Source organism: Arthrobacter sp. DNA4 (genome assembly GCF_024362385.1).
GTDB lineage: Bacteria > Actinomycetota > Actinomycetes > Actinomycetales > Micrococcaceae > Arthrobacter.
In genome coordinates, this window is the sequence record NZ_CP101466.1 from 2,195,986 (window position 1) to 2,212,454 (window position 16,469).

General features: G+C 65.0%; 15 protein-coding genes. 5 read left to right on the forward strand and 10 right to left on the reverse strand.

The window, feature by feature from the left end:
• Positions 1-23 precede the first annotated feature (23 nt).
• The 3 genes from NMQ03_RS10055 (at position 24) to NMQ03_RS10065 (ending at position 3,271) form a co-directional block, all read left to right on the forward strand.
• Complete coding sequence (locus NMQ03_RS10055; RefSeq protein WP_255175455.1) at positions 24-1,328, forward strand: SRPBCC family protein; 1,305 nt, start codon at positions 24-26, stop codon at positions 1,326-1,328.
• The gene (locus NMQ03_RS10060; protein WP_255175456.1) at positions 1,325-2,740 is read left to right on the forward strand and encodes a ferredoxin reductase; all 1,416 of its coding nucleotides are present in this window, start codon (positions 1,325-1,327) and stop codon (positions 2,738-2,740) included. Before NMQ03_RS10055 ends, NMQ03_RS10060 begins: the two co-directional genes overlap by 4 nt.
• Positions 2,741-2,893: 153 nt before the next feature.
• On the forward strand, positions 2,894-3,271 hold the full coding sequence (locus NMQ03_RS10065) for a hypothetical protein (protein WP_255175457.1): 378 nt from the start codon (positions 2,894-2,896) through the stop codon (positions 3,269-3,271).
• Here the strand turns inward: NMQ03_RS10065 and NMQ03_RS10070 are convergent.
• The 8 genes from NMQ03_RS10070 to NMQ03_RS10105 form a co-directional block, all read right to left on the reverse strand.
• Positions 3,225-3,671, reverse strand: coding sequence for a rhodanese-like domain-containing protein (locus NMQ03_RS10070; RefSeq protein ID WP_324645119.1), 447 nt, complete (start codon positions 3,669-3,671; stop codon positions 3,225-3,227). The genes NMQ03_RS10065 and NMQ03_RS10070 overlap by 47 nt on opposite strands.
• Before the next feature lie 263 nt (positions 3,672-3,934).
• On the reverse strand, positions 3,935-5,266 hold the full coding sequence (locus NMQ03_RS10075) for an MFS transporter (RefSeq protein ID WP_255175458.1): 1,332 nt from the start codon (positions 5,264-5,266) through the stop codon (positions 3,935-3,937).
• Positions 5,267-5,495: 229 nt separating this feature from the next.
• Positions 5,496-7,331, reverse strand: coding sequence for a glycoside hydrolase family 15 protein (locus tag NMQ03_RS10080; protein WP_255175459.1), 1,836 nt, complete (start codon positions 7,329-7,331; stop codon positions 5,496-5,498).
• Between the two features lie 130 nt (positions 7,332-7,461).
• A complete protein-coding gene (locus NMQ03_RS10085; RefSeq protein ID WP_255175460.1) occupies positions 7,462-8,568 on the reverse strand; it encodes an enolase C-terminal domain-like protein in 1,107 nt (368 codons plus the stop codon).
• A gap of 3 nt (positions 8,569-8,571) precedes the next feature.
• Positions 8,572-10,362, reverse strand: a complete 1,791-nt coding sequence (locus NMQ03_RS10090) for a thiamine pyrophosphate-requiring protein (RefSeq protein ID WP_255175461.1) — start codon at positions 10,360-10,362, stop codon at positions 8,572-8,574.
• 2 nt (positions 10,363-10,364) lie between these two features.
• Positions 10,365-12,020, reverse strand: a complete 1,656-nt coding sequence (locus NMQ03_RS10095) for a GMC oxidoreductase (RefSeq protein ID WP_255175462.1) — start codon at positions 12,018-12,020, stop codon at positions 10,365-10,367.
• Positions 12,017-12,658: a gluconate 2-dehydrogenase subunit 3 family protein gene (locus tag NMQ03_RS10100; protein WP_255175463.1), complete on the reverse strand. Its 642-nt coding sequence runs from the start codon at positions 12,656-12,658 to the stop codon at positions 12,017-12,019. The genes NMQ03_RS10095 and NMQ03_RS10100 overlap by 4 nt, the downstream gene beginning before the upstream one ends.
• On the reverse strand, positions 12,655-13,122 hold the full coding sequence (locus NMQ03_RS10105; protein WP_255175464.1) for a hypothetical protein: 468 nt from the start codon (positions 13,120-13,122) through the stop codon (positions 12,655-12,657). The genes NMQ03_RS10100 and NMQ03_RS10105 overlap by 4 nt, the downstream gene beginning before the upstream one ends.
• A gap of 89 nt (positions 13,123-13,211) precedes the next feature.
• Here NMQ03_RS10105 and NMQ03_RS10110 point away from each other — a divergent pair, with 89 nt between their 5' ends.
• Positions 13,212-13,712, forward strand: coding sequence for a MarR family winged helix-turn-helix transcriptional regulator (locus NMQ03_RS10110; protein ID WP_255175465.1), 501 nt, complete (start codon positions 13,212-13,214; stop codon positions 13,710-13,712).
• 124 nt (positions 13,713-13,836) lie between these two features.
• Here the strand turns inward: NMQ03_RS10110 and NMQ03_RS10115 are convergent, their stop codons facing one another.
• Positions 13,837-14,805: an aldose 1-epimerase family protein gene (locus NMQ03_RS10115; protein WP_255175466.1), complete on the reverse strand. Its 969-nt coding sequence runs from the start codon at positions 14,803-14,805 to the stop codon at positions 13,837-13,839.
• 12 nt (positions 14,806-14,817) lie between these two features.
• The gene (locus NMQ03_RS10120; RefSeq protein ID WP_255175467.1) at positions 14,818-15,864 is read right to left on the reverse strand and encodes a glucose 1-dehydrogenase; all 1,047 of its coding nucleotides are present in this window, start codon (positions 15,862-15,864) and stop codon (positions 14,818-14,820) included.
• A gap of 226 nt (positions 15,865-16,090) precedes the next feature.
• Here NMQ03_RS10120 and NMQ03_RS10125 point away from each other — a divergent pair, with 226 nt between their 5' ends.
• Complete coding sequence (locus tag NMQ03_RS10125) at positions 16,091-16,336, forward strand: hypothetical protein (protein WP_255175468.1); 246 nt, start codon at positions 16,091-16,093, stop codon at positions 16,334-16,336.
• Positions 16,337-16,469: the final 133 nt, after the last annotated feature.

Consider the following 16,469-nt stretch of genomic DNA (forward strand, 5'->3'; position numbering starts at 1 on the left):
CCACGCCTCTCGGGAGAAAAACCATGACTGCTCCAGTGCACCAGCCCCTCAACGCACGCGGAAAACTCGCTTCATCCTTGCCTGCAGAGCAGCTGGCGGAGATCACTGAGTTGTTTGCATTGCGTCGCACGGGATATTCACTCGACGCCCCTTTCTATACGGACTCCACGATTTTCAAAATCGACATGGAAGCCATCTTTGGCCAGCACTGGATTTTTGCAGCGAGCACCGCTGAACTTCCGGAGCCCGGCGACTACGTCACGGTCGACTATGGGCCCTACTCGCTGATCGTGCTGCGCAACGACGATGGCGGCGTGAACGTCCTGCACAACGTGTGCCGGCACCGCGGTGCCCGCGTCCTGACTGAACCCACCGGGTCAACGGGAAACCTGGTTTGCGGATACCACTCCTGGACTTATTCACCCAGCGGCGATCTGATCCACGCCTCGGCACCGGGAGAAACGAAGTTCGATAAGAGCTGCTTCGGGCTCAAGCGGGCCCACGGCCGCGAGGTGGCTGGGCTTATCTTCGTATGCATCGCTGACGAGCCGCCGACCGACTTCGATGAAACCTCAAAAATCTTTGAGCCCTACCTCGCGCCCCACGATCTGTCGAAGACGAAAATTGCCTACCAGCAGAACATCATCGAAGAGGGCAACTGGAAGCTCGTCATGGAGAACAACCGTGAGTGCTACCACTGCGACGGCCACCCTGAGCTCGCCTGCTCGCTCTTCCCCACCTGGGGCCTCACCGAGGGCCTCATCCCGGCCCACCTTGAGGAAGTATGGGACCGGAACAAGCAGGCGCAGTCATCCCTTGAGGAGCGCTGCCGCCGCTATGGTCTTCCCTACGAGGTGGTCGAGGAGCTTGACACCCGCATCGCGGGCATCCGCATCTCCCGCGAATCACTCGACGGAGAGGGCGAATCATTCTCTCCGGACGGCCGCAGGCTCTCCAAGAAGCTGCTCGGCGATCTGCCGGACTTCCGGCTTGGCCGATGCTCGATGCACCTGCAGCCCAACAGCTGGTTCCACTTCCTGGGCGACCACGTCATCACGTTCGGCGTCTTCCCCATCAACGAGCACCAGTCACTGGTACGCACCACCTGGCTGGTAGCGGACGACGCCGAAGAAGGCGTCGATTACGACCTCGAGAAGCTCACGTACACCTGGAAGCAGACAAACCTGCAGGACAAGGCGTTTGTTGAGCTCTGCCAGCAGGGTGCCGGGAGCCCCGCCTACCAGCCCGGCCCCTACATGAAGAGCGAATACCAGGTCGAGGCTTTCATTAACTGGTACGTACAGCGTGTGCAGGAGCACCTGGCATGACGGAACTCCTTATCGAGACACCGGTCCGGGAACCCCAGCGCATCCGCGGTCTTGAAATGCCGTGGAACAGGGTGATGGGCAGCACTGAAGCGCCCGCCCGCGCCGCCCGTGCCTTGGGGCCCTGGCATCCGCAGGAGTTCATGGCGGAATGCGTCGAGACCATCCCCGAGGCCGGCGGCATGATGACGTTAGTGTTCCGCCGCTGCGACGGTGCGCCCCTGGCGTTCCGTGCGGGCCAGTACGTAAACATTGCCTTCCCGGTGAACGGTGAGGAGCACGAGCCGGTGGACCGCAGCTACTCGCTGTCCAGTTCGCCCACGGAACCGTGGACCTTCAGCGTCACCGTCAAACGCGACCCGGGCGGACTGGTGTCGCCGTGGGTGCACGACAATGTCAGGCCCGGCACTGTCCTGGACATGCTGGGACCCGTGGGGGCCTTCCACCTGCCGGATGCCGACCGGCGCGCGCGCTACCTCTTCCTGGCCGCGGGCGCGGGCATCACCCCCATCATGTCGATGCTGCGGACCATTCACTCGCTGCCCGGGACCGCCAACGTGGTGGTGCTCTACCACGGCGCCGAAGCCGGCGGCTTTGCCTTCCACCGGGAGCTGGCCTATATCGCTTCCGTTGACCCGCGCGTCAAGGTTTTCTATGCCCTGGGCGACCGCGGCAGGCCTGAGGAGTGGGAGGGCTTCAGCGGACGGCTGAGCTCGGCAATGATCGAGGAGGTGGCCCCCGACGCCAACGGCCGACAGGTCTACGCCTGCGGCCCGGAGGGTTACCTGAACACCGCTACTGAACTGCTCAAGAAGGTGGGCGTCGACGACACCTCGATTTATATGGAGTTCTTCTCCGGAGATCGCAAAACCCTCCTTGAATACCAGGCAGAGATCGCACTGGCATCGGACATCGCGGAGGAAATTGCCGAGGAAATCGCAGACTCGGCTGAGGACTACTACGAAAGCCAGCCCTCAGCGTTCGGGCTATACGAACCCGGCTATGACGCTGAGGGTACCTTGAAGGCATCCGGGCTGCCGCTGGAAATTGTCGAGCCGGAGGCGCCCTCGAGCGAAGCCGGTAAGGGTACTTCAGAGGCGGATTCCGCGGCCCCGTCCCCCGATGCGTCAAGCTTTGACACCGTGGGGACGGGAAGCCTCACCCTTTCCTTCATGCGCACCGGCATCAATGTACGGATCGACCCCGAAGAACACATCCTGGGTGCGGCCCAGCGCGCGGGCGTCCGGATCGGTGCTAACTGCAAGGAAGGCATGTGCGGCTCGTGCAAGGTGGTCAAGCTTTCGGGTGAGGTCGAAATGAACCACCAGGGCGGAATACGGAAGCGGGAAATCGATGCTGGCAAGTTCTTGCCCTGCTGTTCCACCGCTCAGACGGATCTGGTGATTGATGCCTAGAAGTACTGGCCGGTCGGGGCTCATTTAGCCGCCAAAGGGGCCCCGACTGCGCCATATCTGCAAAGCGGCCCAGGTGTTCCAACAGATTCTGATGCCGCCATGGATGCCGAAAGCCTCTGACACGGCACCGGATACCGTGTTTGTGTTGATGGCATGAAAACGAGTCATGCCGCCCTTCGGGCGGTGAAAGCCTTCCACACAGCCGCCTGGTTCAGCATCGAGGCCTGCATGGTCTATTTGCTCTATGCCGGATTCCGCGGCGAGACCGGCAGGCGGGCGGCCATGGCTGCTGCAGTTGTGGGCGGGGAGACCCTGGTCTTCGTCGTGAACGGCTTCCGCTGCCCCCTGACGCCGCTCGCGCAACGCCTGGGTGATGCCCGCGGGTCCGTTACCGACATTTACCTGCCGCGATGGTTCGCCCATAACCTGCTTACCATCCACGTACCCCTTATCGTCCTCGCGGTGGCCCTGCATCGAAGAAATTTCAGGAATCTGCGCGCAGGGCAGCCCAGGCCTGGAAGCCGCCAATGAGGTCGGTCGCACGGCGCAAACCCAGCCGCTGCAGGGTATGTGCAGCCAGGCTGGAGCTGTAGCCCTCATTGCAGACCACCACTATCCGCCGGGTGGGGTCGTCAGCGATGGGGAGCCGGTGGGGGCAGGAAGGGTCGAGCCGCCACTCCAAAACGTTTCGGTCAATAACCACCGCACCCGGTAGATCGCCGTCGCGGTCCCGCTGGTCAACGGGCCGGGTGTCAACGACAAGTGCGCCCGCGGCCATCTCCTTCTCAAGGTCTGATGGCTGGACCCGCTCGAGCCCGGCGCGGCTCTCGAGCAGCAGTTGGTCAATTGTAAGAGGTTCATGCGAACTGCCCGGATCTGAACTGCATGGGCAGGCTGCGGTGCCGTCCTTGACGATATGAGGCTGATCCACCGGGTTCCTCGCTTTACCTTCTGGTCGGTTGGCGTTCCGCGATGCAGCGGAACGTCGCTCAATTCCTAAGGTATGGGCAGAGCCACGGTCAACATGCTTCCGCCCTGCGACCGCGGCGCTGATTGTGGCGGAGCGCGGGGCGCTCTTCCTGGTGGGAGCGTTCGACGGCGCCCGCTGCTCTAAAGGGCGCGGCCGTCCCCGCGCCGTGGCAAAAGGCTGCCCAGGCGGCCGGGCGCCCGGGCAGCTTATTCCACGACCGCAGATCAACTGACTTTTCCGGCATGCCTTTTCTGGGGTTCGTGCCCGTGGCCCCCGGCCACCGGCCTGTCGCCTCCGCGGCGCAGGGTCAGCATCACCAGGCCGGCGGCGAGCAGGCAGCATGCCAGGAAGATGGACGTGGCCAGGAAACTGCCGTGCGTAAGATCCTGCAGATACCCTCCGACATAGGGCCCGACGAATCCGCCGAGGTTACCTACTGCATTGATCAGCCCCATGGCGGTGCTTACCACGGCGACCGGCATGGCACGGGATGCGGAGGCCCAGAAGGGGCCGTCGTATGCCAAAGCTCCCGCGACGGCGACGCTGATCAGGGTGACAGCAAGGAACGGAAGATTGTCCCCTGTTGCCACCGAGACGACCAGGGCGACGGCACCGATGGCCATCGACAGCAGCACGTGCGTGGAGTACCGGCCGGAACGGTCGGCTGCTTTGGCGTTGTACCAAAGGCCGAACATCGCCAAAACATAAGGAATCGCAGTGATCAGGCCGACCTCTATGGAGGACCCGGAGGTGATCGTCTTGATCACGTGGGGGAGCCAGATGTTGATGCCGTAGAAGCCGATCTGGATGAGGAAGTACACCAGGGTCAGGCGCCACACCACTGCGTTGGACAGGACATGGCGCAGGCCGAGCTTTTCCTGCTGGGGATGGGCCGCAGCGTCGGCAGCCAACCCTTTCTCGATGTACTCGCGTTCCTGCACCGAGCACCACTTCGCTTCACGCGGGTGATCGGCGATCAGGGACCACCACAGGGGTGCGGCGATGATGAACGGGAAGATGCCTTCGATGATGAACAGCCACCGCCAGTCCGAGAAAGAGAGGATCCACCCGGAGAGGGGCGCAGTGATGATTGACGCGATGGCGATGTTCATCATCCAGAACGCATAGGCCCGGGCCCGTTCGGCGGCGGGGAACCAGTGGCTGATCAGGACAAGGATGGCGGGCCAGATCCCGGCCTCTGCGACGCCAAGGAAGAAGCGCACCACGAGCAGCTGGGTGAAGTCCTGGATGAATCCGGAAAGGACGGCCAGCACGCCCCACACGAGCACCATGATGCCCACAAATTTCTTGGCACTCCAGTGCTCGGCCAGATGGCCGCCCGGTATCTGCAGGACGAGGTAGCCGATAAAGAAGATCCCGGCGGCCAGTCCCTGTTGGGCCGCGTCGATGCCCAGGTCCTGGTGGAGTCCATTGAGGGCGAACCCGATGTTGGTTCTGTCCATGAACGAGATGATGTAGACGATGATTGCGACAGGGATCAGCCTCTTCCACCGGGCATTGCCCACTGCCGGCGCTGACGTGACGTTGTATGCCATCGGATTTGCTCCTTCGCAATATGGCTTATGGGTAGCACCCCAGCATGCTGTTGCTCTTCCGCGGTCCCAGGGGTCCGGCATTACGTACAGGACGCAAGGATCAGGACTCTTTCAGGAAGCCGGCAGCGGGGCGGCGAATCCGGGGACCGTCAGTGGTCCTCCCATATGGACCACTCTTTTATTGAATAGCAACTGTTGCGCAAACGCAAGAGTTAACCTGGGCCGCCTGTCAGCCTGTTCTTTCGCGGGCTGGCCGGTCACCGGACTGATGGGAGCCGGGCAAGGGCGTGTCGCTGCAGCCCGGCCGCCCATGGCCGAGTTGCAGGGCGCAGTGAATAAGGGGGAAGTGGCTGAAAGCCTGCGGGGTGTTTCCAAGTTGACGATGGTTCCGCGGGTCCCATTCTTCACTGAGCAGGCCTACGTCATTGCGTAGTGCGAGCAGGCGTTCAAACAGTTCCGTGGCCTGGCCGCGGCGGCCGATCCCCAACAGCGCGTCCACCAGCCAGAAGGAACAGGCCAGGAATACGCCTTCGGTACCGGGCAGCCCATCATTGGCCGCTTCGGGGTGGTAGCGCAGGACGAAGCCGTCCTGCGTGAGGTTTTTCTGGATTGCCTCAACGGTGCCCGTGACGCGTGGATGGTCGTGCGGAAGAAACCCGACCCGGGGGATGAGCAGCAGGCTGGCGTCGAGTTCGGTGCTGCCATAGGACTGGACGAAGGTGTTTTGTTTCTCATTAAAGGCGTGGGTCATGACGTCATCGTGGATGTGCGTGCGCAGCGCGGCCCAGCGGTCCCGGGGACCTGGCAGCCCGAACTGCTGCACTCCTTTGACCATCCGGTCCGCAGCCACCCAGGCCATGACCTTTGAGTGGGTGAAGTTGCGGCGCGGGCCGCGCATTTCCCACAGGCCGTTGTCCGGCTGGTCCCATGCCCCTTCAAGGTATTCCATGAGGGCCACCTGGATGTCCCAGGAGTCATCAAGGGCGCCCGCAGGGGCAGCGGCCCGGGTGAGGGCCAGGCCATCGAGTACTTCACCCCACACGTCCAGTTGCAGTTGCGGCGCCGCTGCGTTTCCTGTCCGCACTGGCTTGGAGCCTTCGAATCCCCCCAGCCACGGCAGTTCCGTTTCCGGCAGGCGGCGTGTCCCGTCCAGCCCGTACATGATTTGCAGGTCGGCTGGATCACCGGCGACTGCCCGCAGCAGCCATTCCCGCCAGGCAGCGGCTTCCTCGGTATACCCGCAGGCGAGCAAGGACTGCAGCGTCAGGGTGGCGTCCCGGAGCCAGCAGAAGCGGTAGTCCCAGTTGCGGCTTCCCCCGGGGTCTTCGGGCAGGGAGGTTGTGGGGGCTGCGACGATCCCGCCAGTAGGTGCGAAGATCAGTGCTTTAAGCGTGATGAGGGACCGTTCCACGGCGTCCTGGTAGTCGCCTGACATGGTGTTGCGGCTGATCCACTGATCCCAAAACGCCTGGGTAACGGCCAGGGCGCGTTCAGGGTCGGTCCGGTCCGGGACCGGCTTATAGCTGTGGGCCCAGCGCAGGACGAATGGGATCCGGTCTCCGGCTTTGACCGTGAACTCGCTGATGGTCCGCATGTCCTCGCCCTTCAGCGGAGCGGGGGTAGTGAGGTAGGCGGCGTCCGGTCCTGCGACGGCACTGATGCCGTGGTCCATGCGGCGGACCCACGGAATGATCCGTCCGTAGTCGAAGCGCAGCAGCAGTTCCCCTTTCATGGGGACGCTCCCTTTCAGGCCCTCCACAATGCGGATCATGTCTACTGAATCATCGCGGGCGGGCATGAAATCCGTCACCCTGACGCTTCCCCCTGGAGTGTCCCATTCCGTCTCCAGGATCAGGGTCCCGGGCCGGTAGCGGCGCCTGGTGCAGTTGCCCGCACCGGCCGGTGCCAGGAGCCAGCGTCCCGCCTCCGGGGAGTCCAGCAGGGCCGCGAAGCAGGCCGGCGAATCGAAATTGGGCAGGCACATCCAGTCTATGGATCCGCTGCGGCCCACCAGGGCAGCAGTATGCAGATCGCCCACCATCGCATAGTCGCTGATCTCTGGCATCAGGCGCTTTCCTGCACATATTCCGGTAACGGTGGTTCGGCCGGTCCACCTCGCGGGTTCTTCATGGGTGAGTCCTTTCCGTGTGTGTCCGGCTCCCTCGCAGCGGGTCGCTTCGGCGCCGGCGGGCGTGTCACTGGACCCGGTATTTCCCGGCCTCTGCCGCGCGCAAGGCGAGCCCGTTGCCAGGGCCGTCGCCCGGGCTCAGTGACCCGCCCGCGGGATCCAGCGTTCCGTCGAAGAAGAGATTCTCAATGCGGACGTGGTCGTGGAACCACTCCAAATGCCGGAAGTTGGGAGTGGCGGCGGCGACGGCGGCGCTGAGGTGGGGAGCGCAGTGGCCTGATACTTCCAGCCCGTGGGCAGCGGCCAGGGCAGCGATGCGGAACCATTCGCTGATGCCGCCGCACCGGCTGACGTCCGCCTGAAGGCAGTCGACGGCATCGGCGGCACACATGCGCTGGAAGTAGGGGAGCCCGGTGCCGTATTCACCGGCGGCAACGTCCGCTTCCACGGCGTCCCGGACCACCCGCAGCCCGGCCAGATGGTCGCTGGAGACCGGTTCCTCAAACCAGGTCACGTTCTCCGCATCAACCTCGCGCATGACGCGGACGGCCTGCTTGGCGGTGTAGGCGCCGTTGGCGTCGACAAAAAGTTCCGTGTCAGGGCCGACGGCGGCACGCGCCTGGCGGATGCGCGCCAGGTCCCGTGGCACGTTCGTTCCGTTGTCCTGGCCGATCTTGATCTTCACGCGCGGGATCTGCTGGCCCTGGGTCCAGCCTTCGAGCTGGTTCCGCAGCTGTTCGTCCGAATAGCTGGTGAAGCCGCCGCTGCCATAGATGGCCACTTGGTCGCGTACCGCACCGAGCAGCTGGTGCAGCGGCAGGTCCAGGAGGCGGGCCTTCAGGTCCCAGAGCGCGCAGTCGACGGCGGACACGGCATAGGACGCCAGCCCCGTACTTCCGGGGTTCCGCACCGCACGTGCCATCGCCCACGCCGCGGCCGGCACGGCGAGAGCATCCACGCCCAGGACGGCGGGGCCGAGGAGTTCCTCCACCAGGGCGGCTGCCGCCGCGGGTGCGTAGGTCCAGCCCATGCCGGTCTTCCCGCCCGCTGCTGCCTGGACCAGCACCATGGTGGTGGACTCCCACCAGAACGTGCCGTCCGCTTCCGGGCCGTCCGTAGGCACCGTGTAGGCGGCGGCCTGGACTGCGGTGACGGGCGCTTCGGCACTGGCCAAGGGTCAGCCCTCCTTGTGCGGGAGGAATTCCTGGATCTTTGTCTTGACCCCTTCTTTCACCACACCCCAGGCGCTGTCGTCGCCTTTGACCATTGCCTCGGCGGTCTTGCGGGCCTGCTCCAGGGTGGCGTGCGGGGGGATTGGCGGGATGTCGGGATCGGTGCGGACATCCAAAAGTGTGGGCCTGTCCGCGGCAAGGGCTTTCTCCCAGGCCGGTCCGACGTCGTCGGGATTATCCACGTGGATTCCCTGCAGCCCCAGGCTGTCCGCGAAACCGGCGTAGTCGACGTCGGGCAGCGCCTGGGACTCGCGGAAGGCGGGTACGCCGCCCATGGCGCGCATTTCCCAGGTGACCTGGTTCAGGTCGTTGTTATGCAGGACAGCCACGACCAGGCGTGGATCGTCCCATTCACGCCAGTAGTGTTTGACCGTGATGAGCTCTGCGAGCCCGTTCATCTGCATGGCGCCATCTCCGGCGAAGGCGATGGCGGGCCGGTCGGGATGGGCGAACTTGGCGCCGATGGCGTATGGGACACCGGGTCCCATGGTGGCAAGGTTGCCGGACAGCGAGCCGCGCACCGAACCGTGGAATTTCAGCTGCCGCGCATACCAGTTGGCCGACGAGCCCGAATCGGCACTCAGCATGGCGTTGTCCGGAAGCCGGGTGGAAAGTTCAGCAAACAGTCGCATGGGGTTGACGGGATCGGCGCTGACCATAGCCTCGTCGTGCATGGTTTCCCACCAGCGGCTGATGGATGCTTCGAGGCCCTCTTGCCAGGACCTGTCCTTCTTGCGGTCCAGGTGCGGGATCAGCGCCCGCAAGGCGGTGCCGGCGTCCGCGACGATGTTGAACTCGTTGGTGTAGCGCAGGCCGATCATTTTGGGGTCGACATCGATCTGGACACCCCGCGCCTGCCCCGGTTCGGGCAGGAACTGCGTGTAGGGAAAGCTGGATCCCACAGTGAGCAGCGTGTCGCAGTCCCGCATCATCTCGTAGCTGGGGCGCGTCCCCAGCAAACCAATGGAGCCCGTGACATACGGCAGGTCATCCGGGAGGGAGTCCTTGCCCAGCAGCGCCTTGGCCACGCCCGCGCCCAGCAGTTCAGCCACTTCCCGGACCTCATTTGCCGCGCCGCGCGCGCCCTGACCGATGAGGACAGCCACTTTTGTCCCCTCGTTCAGGAGCTGCGCGGCGCCCCGGATGGATGCGCTGTCCGGCTGGATGTCGGGCCAGTGGATTCCCAGGCTGGAAGGCACCATCTTGAACTCGTGGGTGGGCGGGGCATAGTCGAGTTCCTGGACATCGGCGGGGATAATCACGGCGGTGGGAGCCCGCTGTGCATCCGCGATCCGGATGGCCCGGTCGATGACGTTGGGCAGCTGCTGGGGAACGGTGACCATCTGGACGTAGTCCGACGCTACGTCCTTGAACAGGGTCAGCAGGTCAACTTCCTGCTGGTAAGACCCGCCCATGGCGCTCCGTGCCGTCTGTCCCACGACGGCCACCACCGGAACATGGTCCAGTTTGGCGTCGTACAGGCCGTTGAGCAGGTGGATGGCCCCAGGGCCCGAGGTGGCCATGCAGACGGCCGGGCGCCCGCCGAACTTGGCATAGCCCACGGCCTCGAAGGCCGCCATCTCTTCGTGCCGGGCCTGGATGAATTTCGGCTGGTTTCCCGCCTTGCCGAAGGCGGCGAGGATACCGTTGATGCCGTCTCCGGGGAAGCCGAAGACCTTGTCCACGCCCCACTCGGCCAAGCGGGAGAGCAGGTAGTCAGCCACTGTTGTTGCCATGATCAGTCTTCCTTCGTGCTCATCGGGGCACCCCTGCGGGCACCTTGGATCAGGTCGCGGGCGGCCCGGGCCGCCAGGGCCATGATGGTCAGGGCGGGGTTCGCGCTGCCCTGCGTGGGCAGGACGCTGCCGTCGGTGACCAGCAGGTTGGGTACCGCGAAACTCCGCAGGTTGCGGTCCACAACTCCATCCCGCTCGCCGGCGGCCATCCGGGCACCACCCACCAAATGTGCGTAGCGGTTGATGGTGATCACTTCTTCCGCTCCCGCCGCGGTCAGGATCTGCTCCATGACCTTTTGCGCTGCGGACATCAGCTGCCGGTCGTTGTCGCACTGGCTGTAGCTGAAGCAGGCCACCGGGATGCCGTTGCGGTCCGTCTCGTCCGCCAGGGTCACCCGGTTTTCCTTCAGGGGGAGGAACTCGCAGAGGGCCCCAAGGCAGGCCCAATGCGGGTAGTCGCTCATGTAGCGGCGCAGCGCAGCACCCCAGTGTCCCTGCGCCGCAACATGTTCCGCCCAGGTGATGGGAAGGGGGGAAACGGTCTGGATGGAGAAGCCACGCTTGTACGGTTGTGCCGGGTCTGTCTCGTAGAACTCCTCCGTGCTGACCTCCGGGGGCGGGGCCTTCCACATCCGTACTTCGGCCTGGAACCGTCCGGCCGTCTGCGGCGCCCCCTGGACCATCAGGTAGCGGCCCACCTGGTCGAAGTCGTTGCACATCCCATCCGGGAACCGCGGTGACGTGGAGTTCAGCAGCAGCCTGGGCGTTTCGATCGAGTAGCTTACCACGGCCACCATTCGGGCGCGCTGGAACCTGTGCACGCCCCCTTGGACGTACTCGACGCCGGTCGCCAGGCCGGTGGACTCGTCGAACCCTACGCGGGTGGCCATGGAATCGGCCCGGATTTCGGCGCCGTGGGCCAGGGCGTCCGGGACATGGGTGATCAGGGGAGAGGCTTTGGCATTGACCTTGCAGCCTTGGAGGCAGAAGCCGCGGTAAATGCAGTGCGGGCGGTTGCCGAAGCGGCCGTTGGCGATGGCCACCGGCCCCACCTTTGCGGTGATGCCGCAGGCGTTGGCGCCTCTCAGGAACAGCTCCCCGTTGCCGGACAGAGGGTGTGGCCGGTGGGGGTAGCTGTGCGGGTCGCCCCACGGCCAATGCTCTCCGGAGACCGGCAGTTCGGCCTCGATGTCCTCGTAGAACTCCCGGAGTCCGGCGTACTCAAGCGGCCAGTCGGCGCCTACTCCGTCCGCGCTGAACGTGTGGAAGTCACTCGGATGGAACCGGGGAGTGTAGCCAGCGAAATGAACCATGGAGCCGCCTACTCCCCGGCCCGAATTGTTCGAGCCCAGCGGAACAGGATCCTTCCCGGTGATGACCCGCGGCTCGGTCCAGTAGAGATGGTGGGAGCCGGCCTCGTCGCTGACCCAGTCCTCTTCGGGGTCCCAGAACGGCCCTGCGTCCAGGCCCACGGCCCGCCACCCGGCCCGTGCGAGTCGCTGGAGCAGTGTAGCGCCACCGGCACCGCAGCCCACGATGACAATGTCCACCTCGTCGTCCTCGCGGAAACGGCGCATGTCAGCGCGCAGGCGCTGGTTGCTGCCGGGCCCGGCGGGCAGCAACCACGCCGACTCGTTGCGCCTGCGCAGGCTGTTCACCGGCCGGTCCTTCGGGTGGGGTCTGCACCAGGTTGGACGTCGCGCACTTCGAATGGCTCCAGCCGGTCCACCCCGAGGTTTTTGTAGCCGCGGGGGTACGCAGGGCCTGCAAAGCCGATCTCGTCCCAGGCCAGGGGGTGGGAGTAGAACGCGGTGCAGGCGTACCGGGTCCACAGGCTCCAGACCCGGTCGGCGGGGAGGCCGTGCCAGAGGCCCTGCTCCAGGTCACAGATGTCCTGCAGCAGTCCGGCCTGCCTCTCGCGGCTGAGCTGGGCGAAGGTGCAGTCTTCGCGGGAGCGGGCCTCCTGGTCGAGCGCTGCCAGGGAGGCGCGCCATGCCTCGCCGTCGCGGGGCATGTTGTCATAGTGCCAGCCGTCTGTCTGCTCCTCGGCCAGGCGGGCGTCCACCATGTTCACCAGCGGCACCCGCGGCTCCGCATCCTGGTCAAGCAACTGGTCCAGGAGCGCACGCGCCGCTGCCTCCTCCTCCGGGGTGAAGAAGCGCACGTCCGGAGGCAGCGCCATCCTTGACTGCACGACGGCGGCCGTCACCGGATCCCAATGCCGCACCTGCGCAAGGGTGCTGAAGCCCGGATACCGGCCGCCGCCGTCATCCTCGGCCAGGGGGAGCGCGCTCACGGCTCCCGCCTCAGGATCGACGCCAGGACACCCATGCCGCCCACCATGGTGACCAGCAGCGGTGCAAACAGGGGCGGCCCCATCTCCAGGTTGTAGCGCAGGTTGGACAGGCCCCCGGGCTTCTGCCGGATACCCTGCAAGTGAAGCCAGGTGCCCTGCAGGCCGTTCACCACGATGGCAGCGCTGGCCAGCGGAAGCGCCGTCTTGGCCATGCGGCGGCTGAAGACTGCGGCCACTCCTGCCGCTGCGCCCACCGGGCCCAGGGCCACGGGGGCCCACATCCACTTGTTGCCGAAACTTGCCTTGTCATGCTCAAGGAAGATCTCCGCGGCGGTCACCAGGGCGCCTGCCGCCGTCAATGCGGAGAGGGAACGTTCAAAGCGGCCCGTTTGTACGTTTCTGATCAGCCGGTCGATGCCGTTGACTGTTCCCGCCACGGTACGTTCTGCCTGGTGTGTTCTCACGATTCTCCTTACTGATGGGATTCCCCGCCTGGATCCAGTGGAACCTTCAAACTTTGCGGGAAAGCAACTATCGGAGGAAACTGGTGCGCATGGATGCAGCTGATGGGTCTGACCCAATCCCGGAACCGTCGAGTCGGGAAGTGGAGGCAGTGCTGCGCGCTGCGGACACCCTTCTGGGTGTTGTGGCCCGGTCAGTTGCCGAGGTTGAGGACGTGGTGAACACGCCGCAGCTGCGGGTGCTGGTCCTCATCCACACCCGCGGACCGCAGAACCTCGGCGGGGTGGCCGCTGAACTTGGGGTGCATGCTTCCAACGCCACCCGCATCTGCGACCGCCTCGTCGCGGCTGACCTGCTCGAGCGGCGCGAAGACCCGGCAGACCGGCGGTACGTCCGGCTGGAGCTGACCCCAAAGGGAAAATCTCTGGTGGATTCCGTGCTGGACCACCGGCGGCAGGCGATCGCGGAGGTTATCTCGAGGATGCCGTCAGGTCGCCGTCCGGCACTGGCTGCTGCACTGGAGGCCTTCGCCGCTGCCGCCGGTGGCCAGGGCACCTCCGACGGACGCTTTACCTTGGGAGTAAGCACGTAAACTGACCGGATTATGCTGCCGCAAGCCATGCTTACATTGAACTCCGATAGTTGCGGTGGCGCAATAGTTGGCGGTTTGCTTTTGACTGGTTCTTCTTCCCTGGCAGCATGCCGGCGAAAGGCACTCAAAGCGGTCTGATGCCCCACTCGCCGGTGTGGGATTGCCCGGGCTCAAGGATGATCAGGCCTTCACCGGAGTTAAAGGCGTCAGGGGCGCATGTCATGGGTTCCACTCCCAGACCCGTGCGCCGCCTGTCCAGCTGTGGGAGGGTGTCCCCGGTGAAGATTTCCAGGTACGGATAGGACTCATCCACCCACAGCTCGACACCTCCGGAGCGGTCCGGCCGCAGGATTTTTACCCTGGCCCGTCCGTCCGCATCACGCGTCAGGTCCGTATAGGCAACATCGATGTGCCGACCTCCCAGCTGCTGGAGTTCCCGCAGGTCGTACTCTGTGCCATCCACGCGCTCATGGCCGGTGGGGATGCCGTGTTCGTCAACCGGCAGGAAGGTGCGCCCGGGCACCTGCACCAGGCCGGCGTTGATGGCGCCCGCGGGCCCGGAACCGGTACTGAGGTAGGGATGCGCCCCCGTTCCGAACGGGCAGGAGGATGCACTGCGGTTGACGACTGTGGTCCGCACGCTCAAGCCGTGATCGCCGAGCTCATAATCCAGCCTGGCATCGAGAACCCACGGCCAGCCCTGGCAGGCGTGAAGGGTATAGGTGAAGGAAATCCTGTCCTTCACATGCTCCACGGCCGGGACGTCCCAGTTCCGCCAGCGGGTCAGGCCATGGATTGCCCCGCCTTTGTCCGGCTCACTCAGGTCCAGCTGAAACTCCTTGCCGTCCCACTCGTACCTGCCGTCCTTGACTCTGTTGGGCCAAGGAATCAGGGACTGCCCGCGCGCGCCCGTGCACATGTCGTCCGGCCCGTACCCATCCAACAGGTTCCGGCCGTCGCACAAGTACGCGCGAAGGGCGCCCCCCACTTCGGTCAGCATGACACTTTGCCGGCCGGCGGTGATTTCATACTGTCGGCCCGAGGGAAGCCAGCGTGCTGCCCCTGGGCCGTCCGGCGCTTGCCCCGCATTCATGGTGGTCCCCCTTCAGTCCAGCAGCTCGAGGACGACCTTGACGTCGTCGGGTTGGTGGCCGAAAGCCTCACGGAAGCTTTCCAGCGGAAGCCTGCGGCTGATGAGGCGGCGCAGCCAGTCACGGTCCGCTTTCGCCAGGGCCTGCGCTCCGGCGTCGTAATGGCGGCGGTTGGCGTTGACGCTGCCGAACACCACGCCGTTCATGAGCACCTCCTCCCGGTTGAGGGCCCCGACGTCCACTTTCGTCTGTTTCCCGGTTCCCGAGACGCCGGTGAGGCAGGTGATGGCATCCTGGTCCCGGCAGGTGAGGGCATCAAGAACCACCGGTGTGACTCCCGTGCATTCGACCAGGACGTCGGGCTTGAGGCCCGATTCCGGGAGGGGTTCGCGGTGGTAGGTGGCGCCCAAGTCGCGGACAAGCTGTGGCTTGGGGCCCTCGGTGACGACGTCGAAGACGTGGACGTCCAGGCCCTGTTGGACCCCCACCAGTGCCGCGAGCAGCCCGACGGGCCCCGCTCCGGTAACCACGGCGGTGTGGGGATCGAAAAAGGCCCGCTGCCCGATCCTGTTGATCTGTTCCCAGGCCTTGGCGACGATGGTGGTGGGCTCCAGGAGGACGCCCACGTCCTCCATCCCGGGATCGAGTTTCACCATTGCATCGGGGTCCGCGCGCCAATGCTGCCGCGCGAAACCGTCGAGGCCCTTGATCCCGTGCTCGGTGTATTTCCCGTTCAGGCACATGTCCCATTCCCCGGCGGCGCAGGCCTTGCACGGTTCCGGGTCAGGCCTGCGGACAATGCCCACCACCAGGTCTCCCTTTGCCAGGCCGGAATCCGGGGGAGCGTCGAGCACCCGGCCCAGGTTCTCGTGCCCCAGTACCAGGAAGTCCTGGCCGGGCGGCGCTTCCCCGTATTCCGCCGCGATGATCTCGCTGTCGGTTCCACAGAGTCCCACGGCCAGCGCCTCCACCAGCACCTGGCCCTCGCTGGTAAGCGGCTCCGGTATATCGCGGAGGTGGATTGAGTCCTTTTTTCCAGGTGTAACTGCCAGTGCACGCATCGTCTCTCCTCAAGCGGAAGGTCCGTACTGCCAGTCTCACCCATTACTTGCGCATGCGCAATAATCATCGAGTGGCAAAGGCGTCGGCGACGTCCGTGACGTCCGCTTCCTTTGGGCCGGGGCGGGAATACCAGAACGTGCTCTTGCCTTGTTATGAGTGAGGCGCCCACCGCAGGCTGCCTCGCTCGAAAGGACCCCCTTGCCCGTAGCTTTCATTCCATTCACCATGCATGCCTCTGCCCGGCATGACCACCGGCGCACCTTCCGCACCGACATCGAACGCTTGACCGACGGACATCTCCGGTCAACGCCGCTGGACGTACTCAGGTCGACGAACACCCAGGCTGTGTTCCGCGGCGCCGTTCCAAAAGGCGCACATACCGCCACTGATGCCAGCCTCGCCAAGTACCTCCAGGACCGTCTCGCCAGCGAGAACATCCACCTGGATCTCAGCGTCAGCATCGAGCGGTAAAACACATTTGCGACGCCCGGCCGCCGGGCGTACGGAACGGCCATTGCGGCACCGGAACCTCCGGGACCTGCAATGGCCGTTTTCCTTGTTGGGACGGCAACCGGCCGCCGGCGTTCCGGCTGCGCAGGTCCGT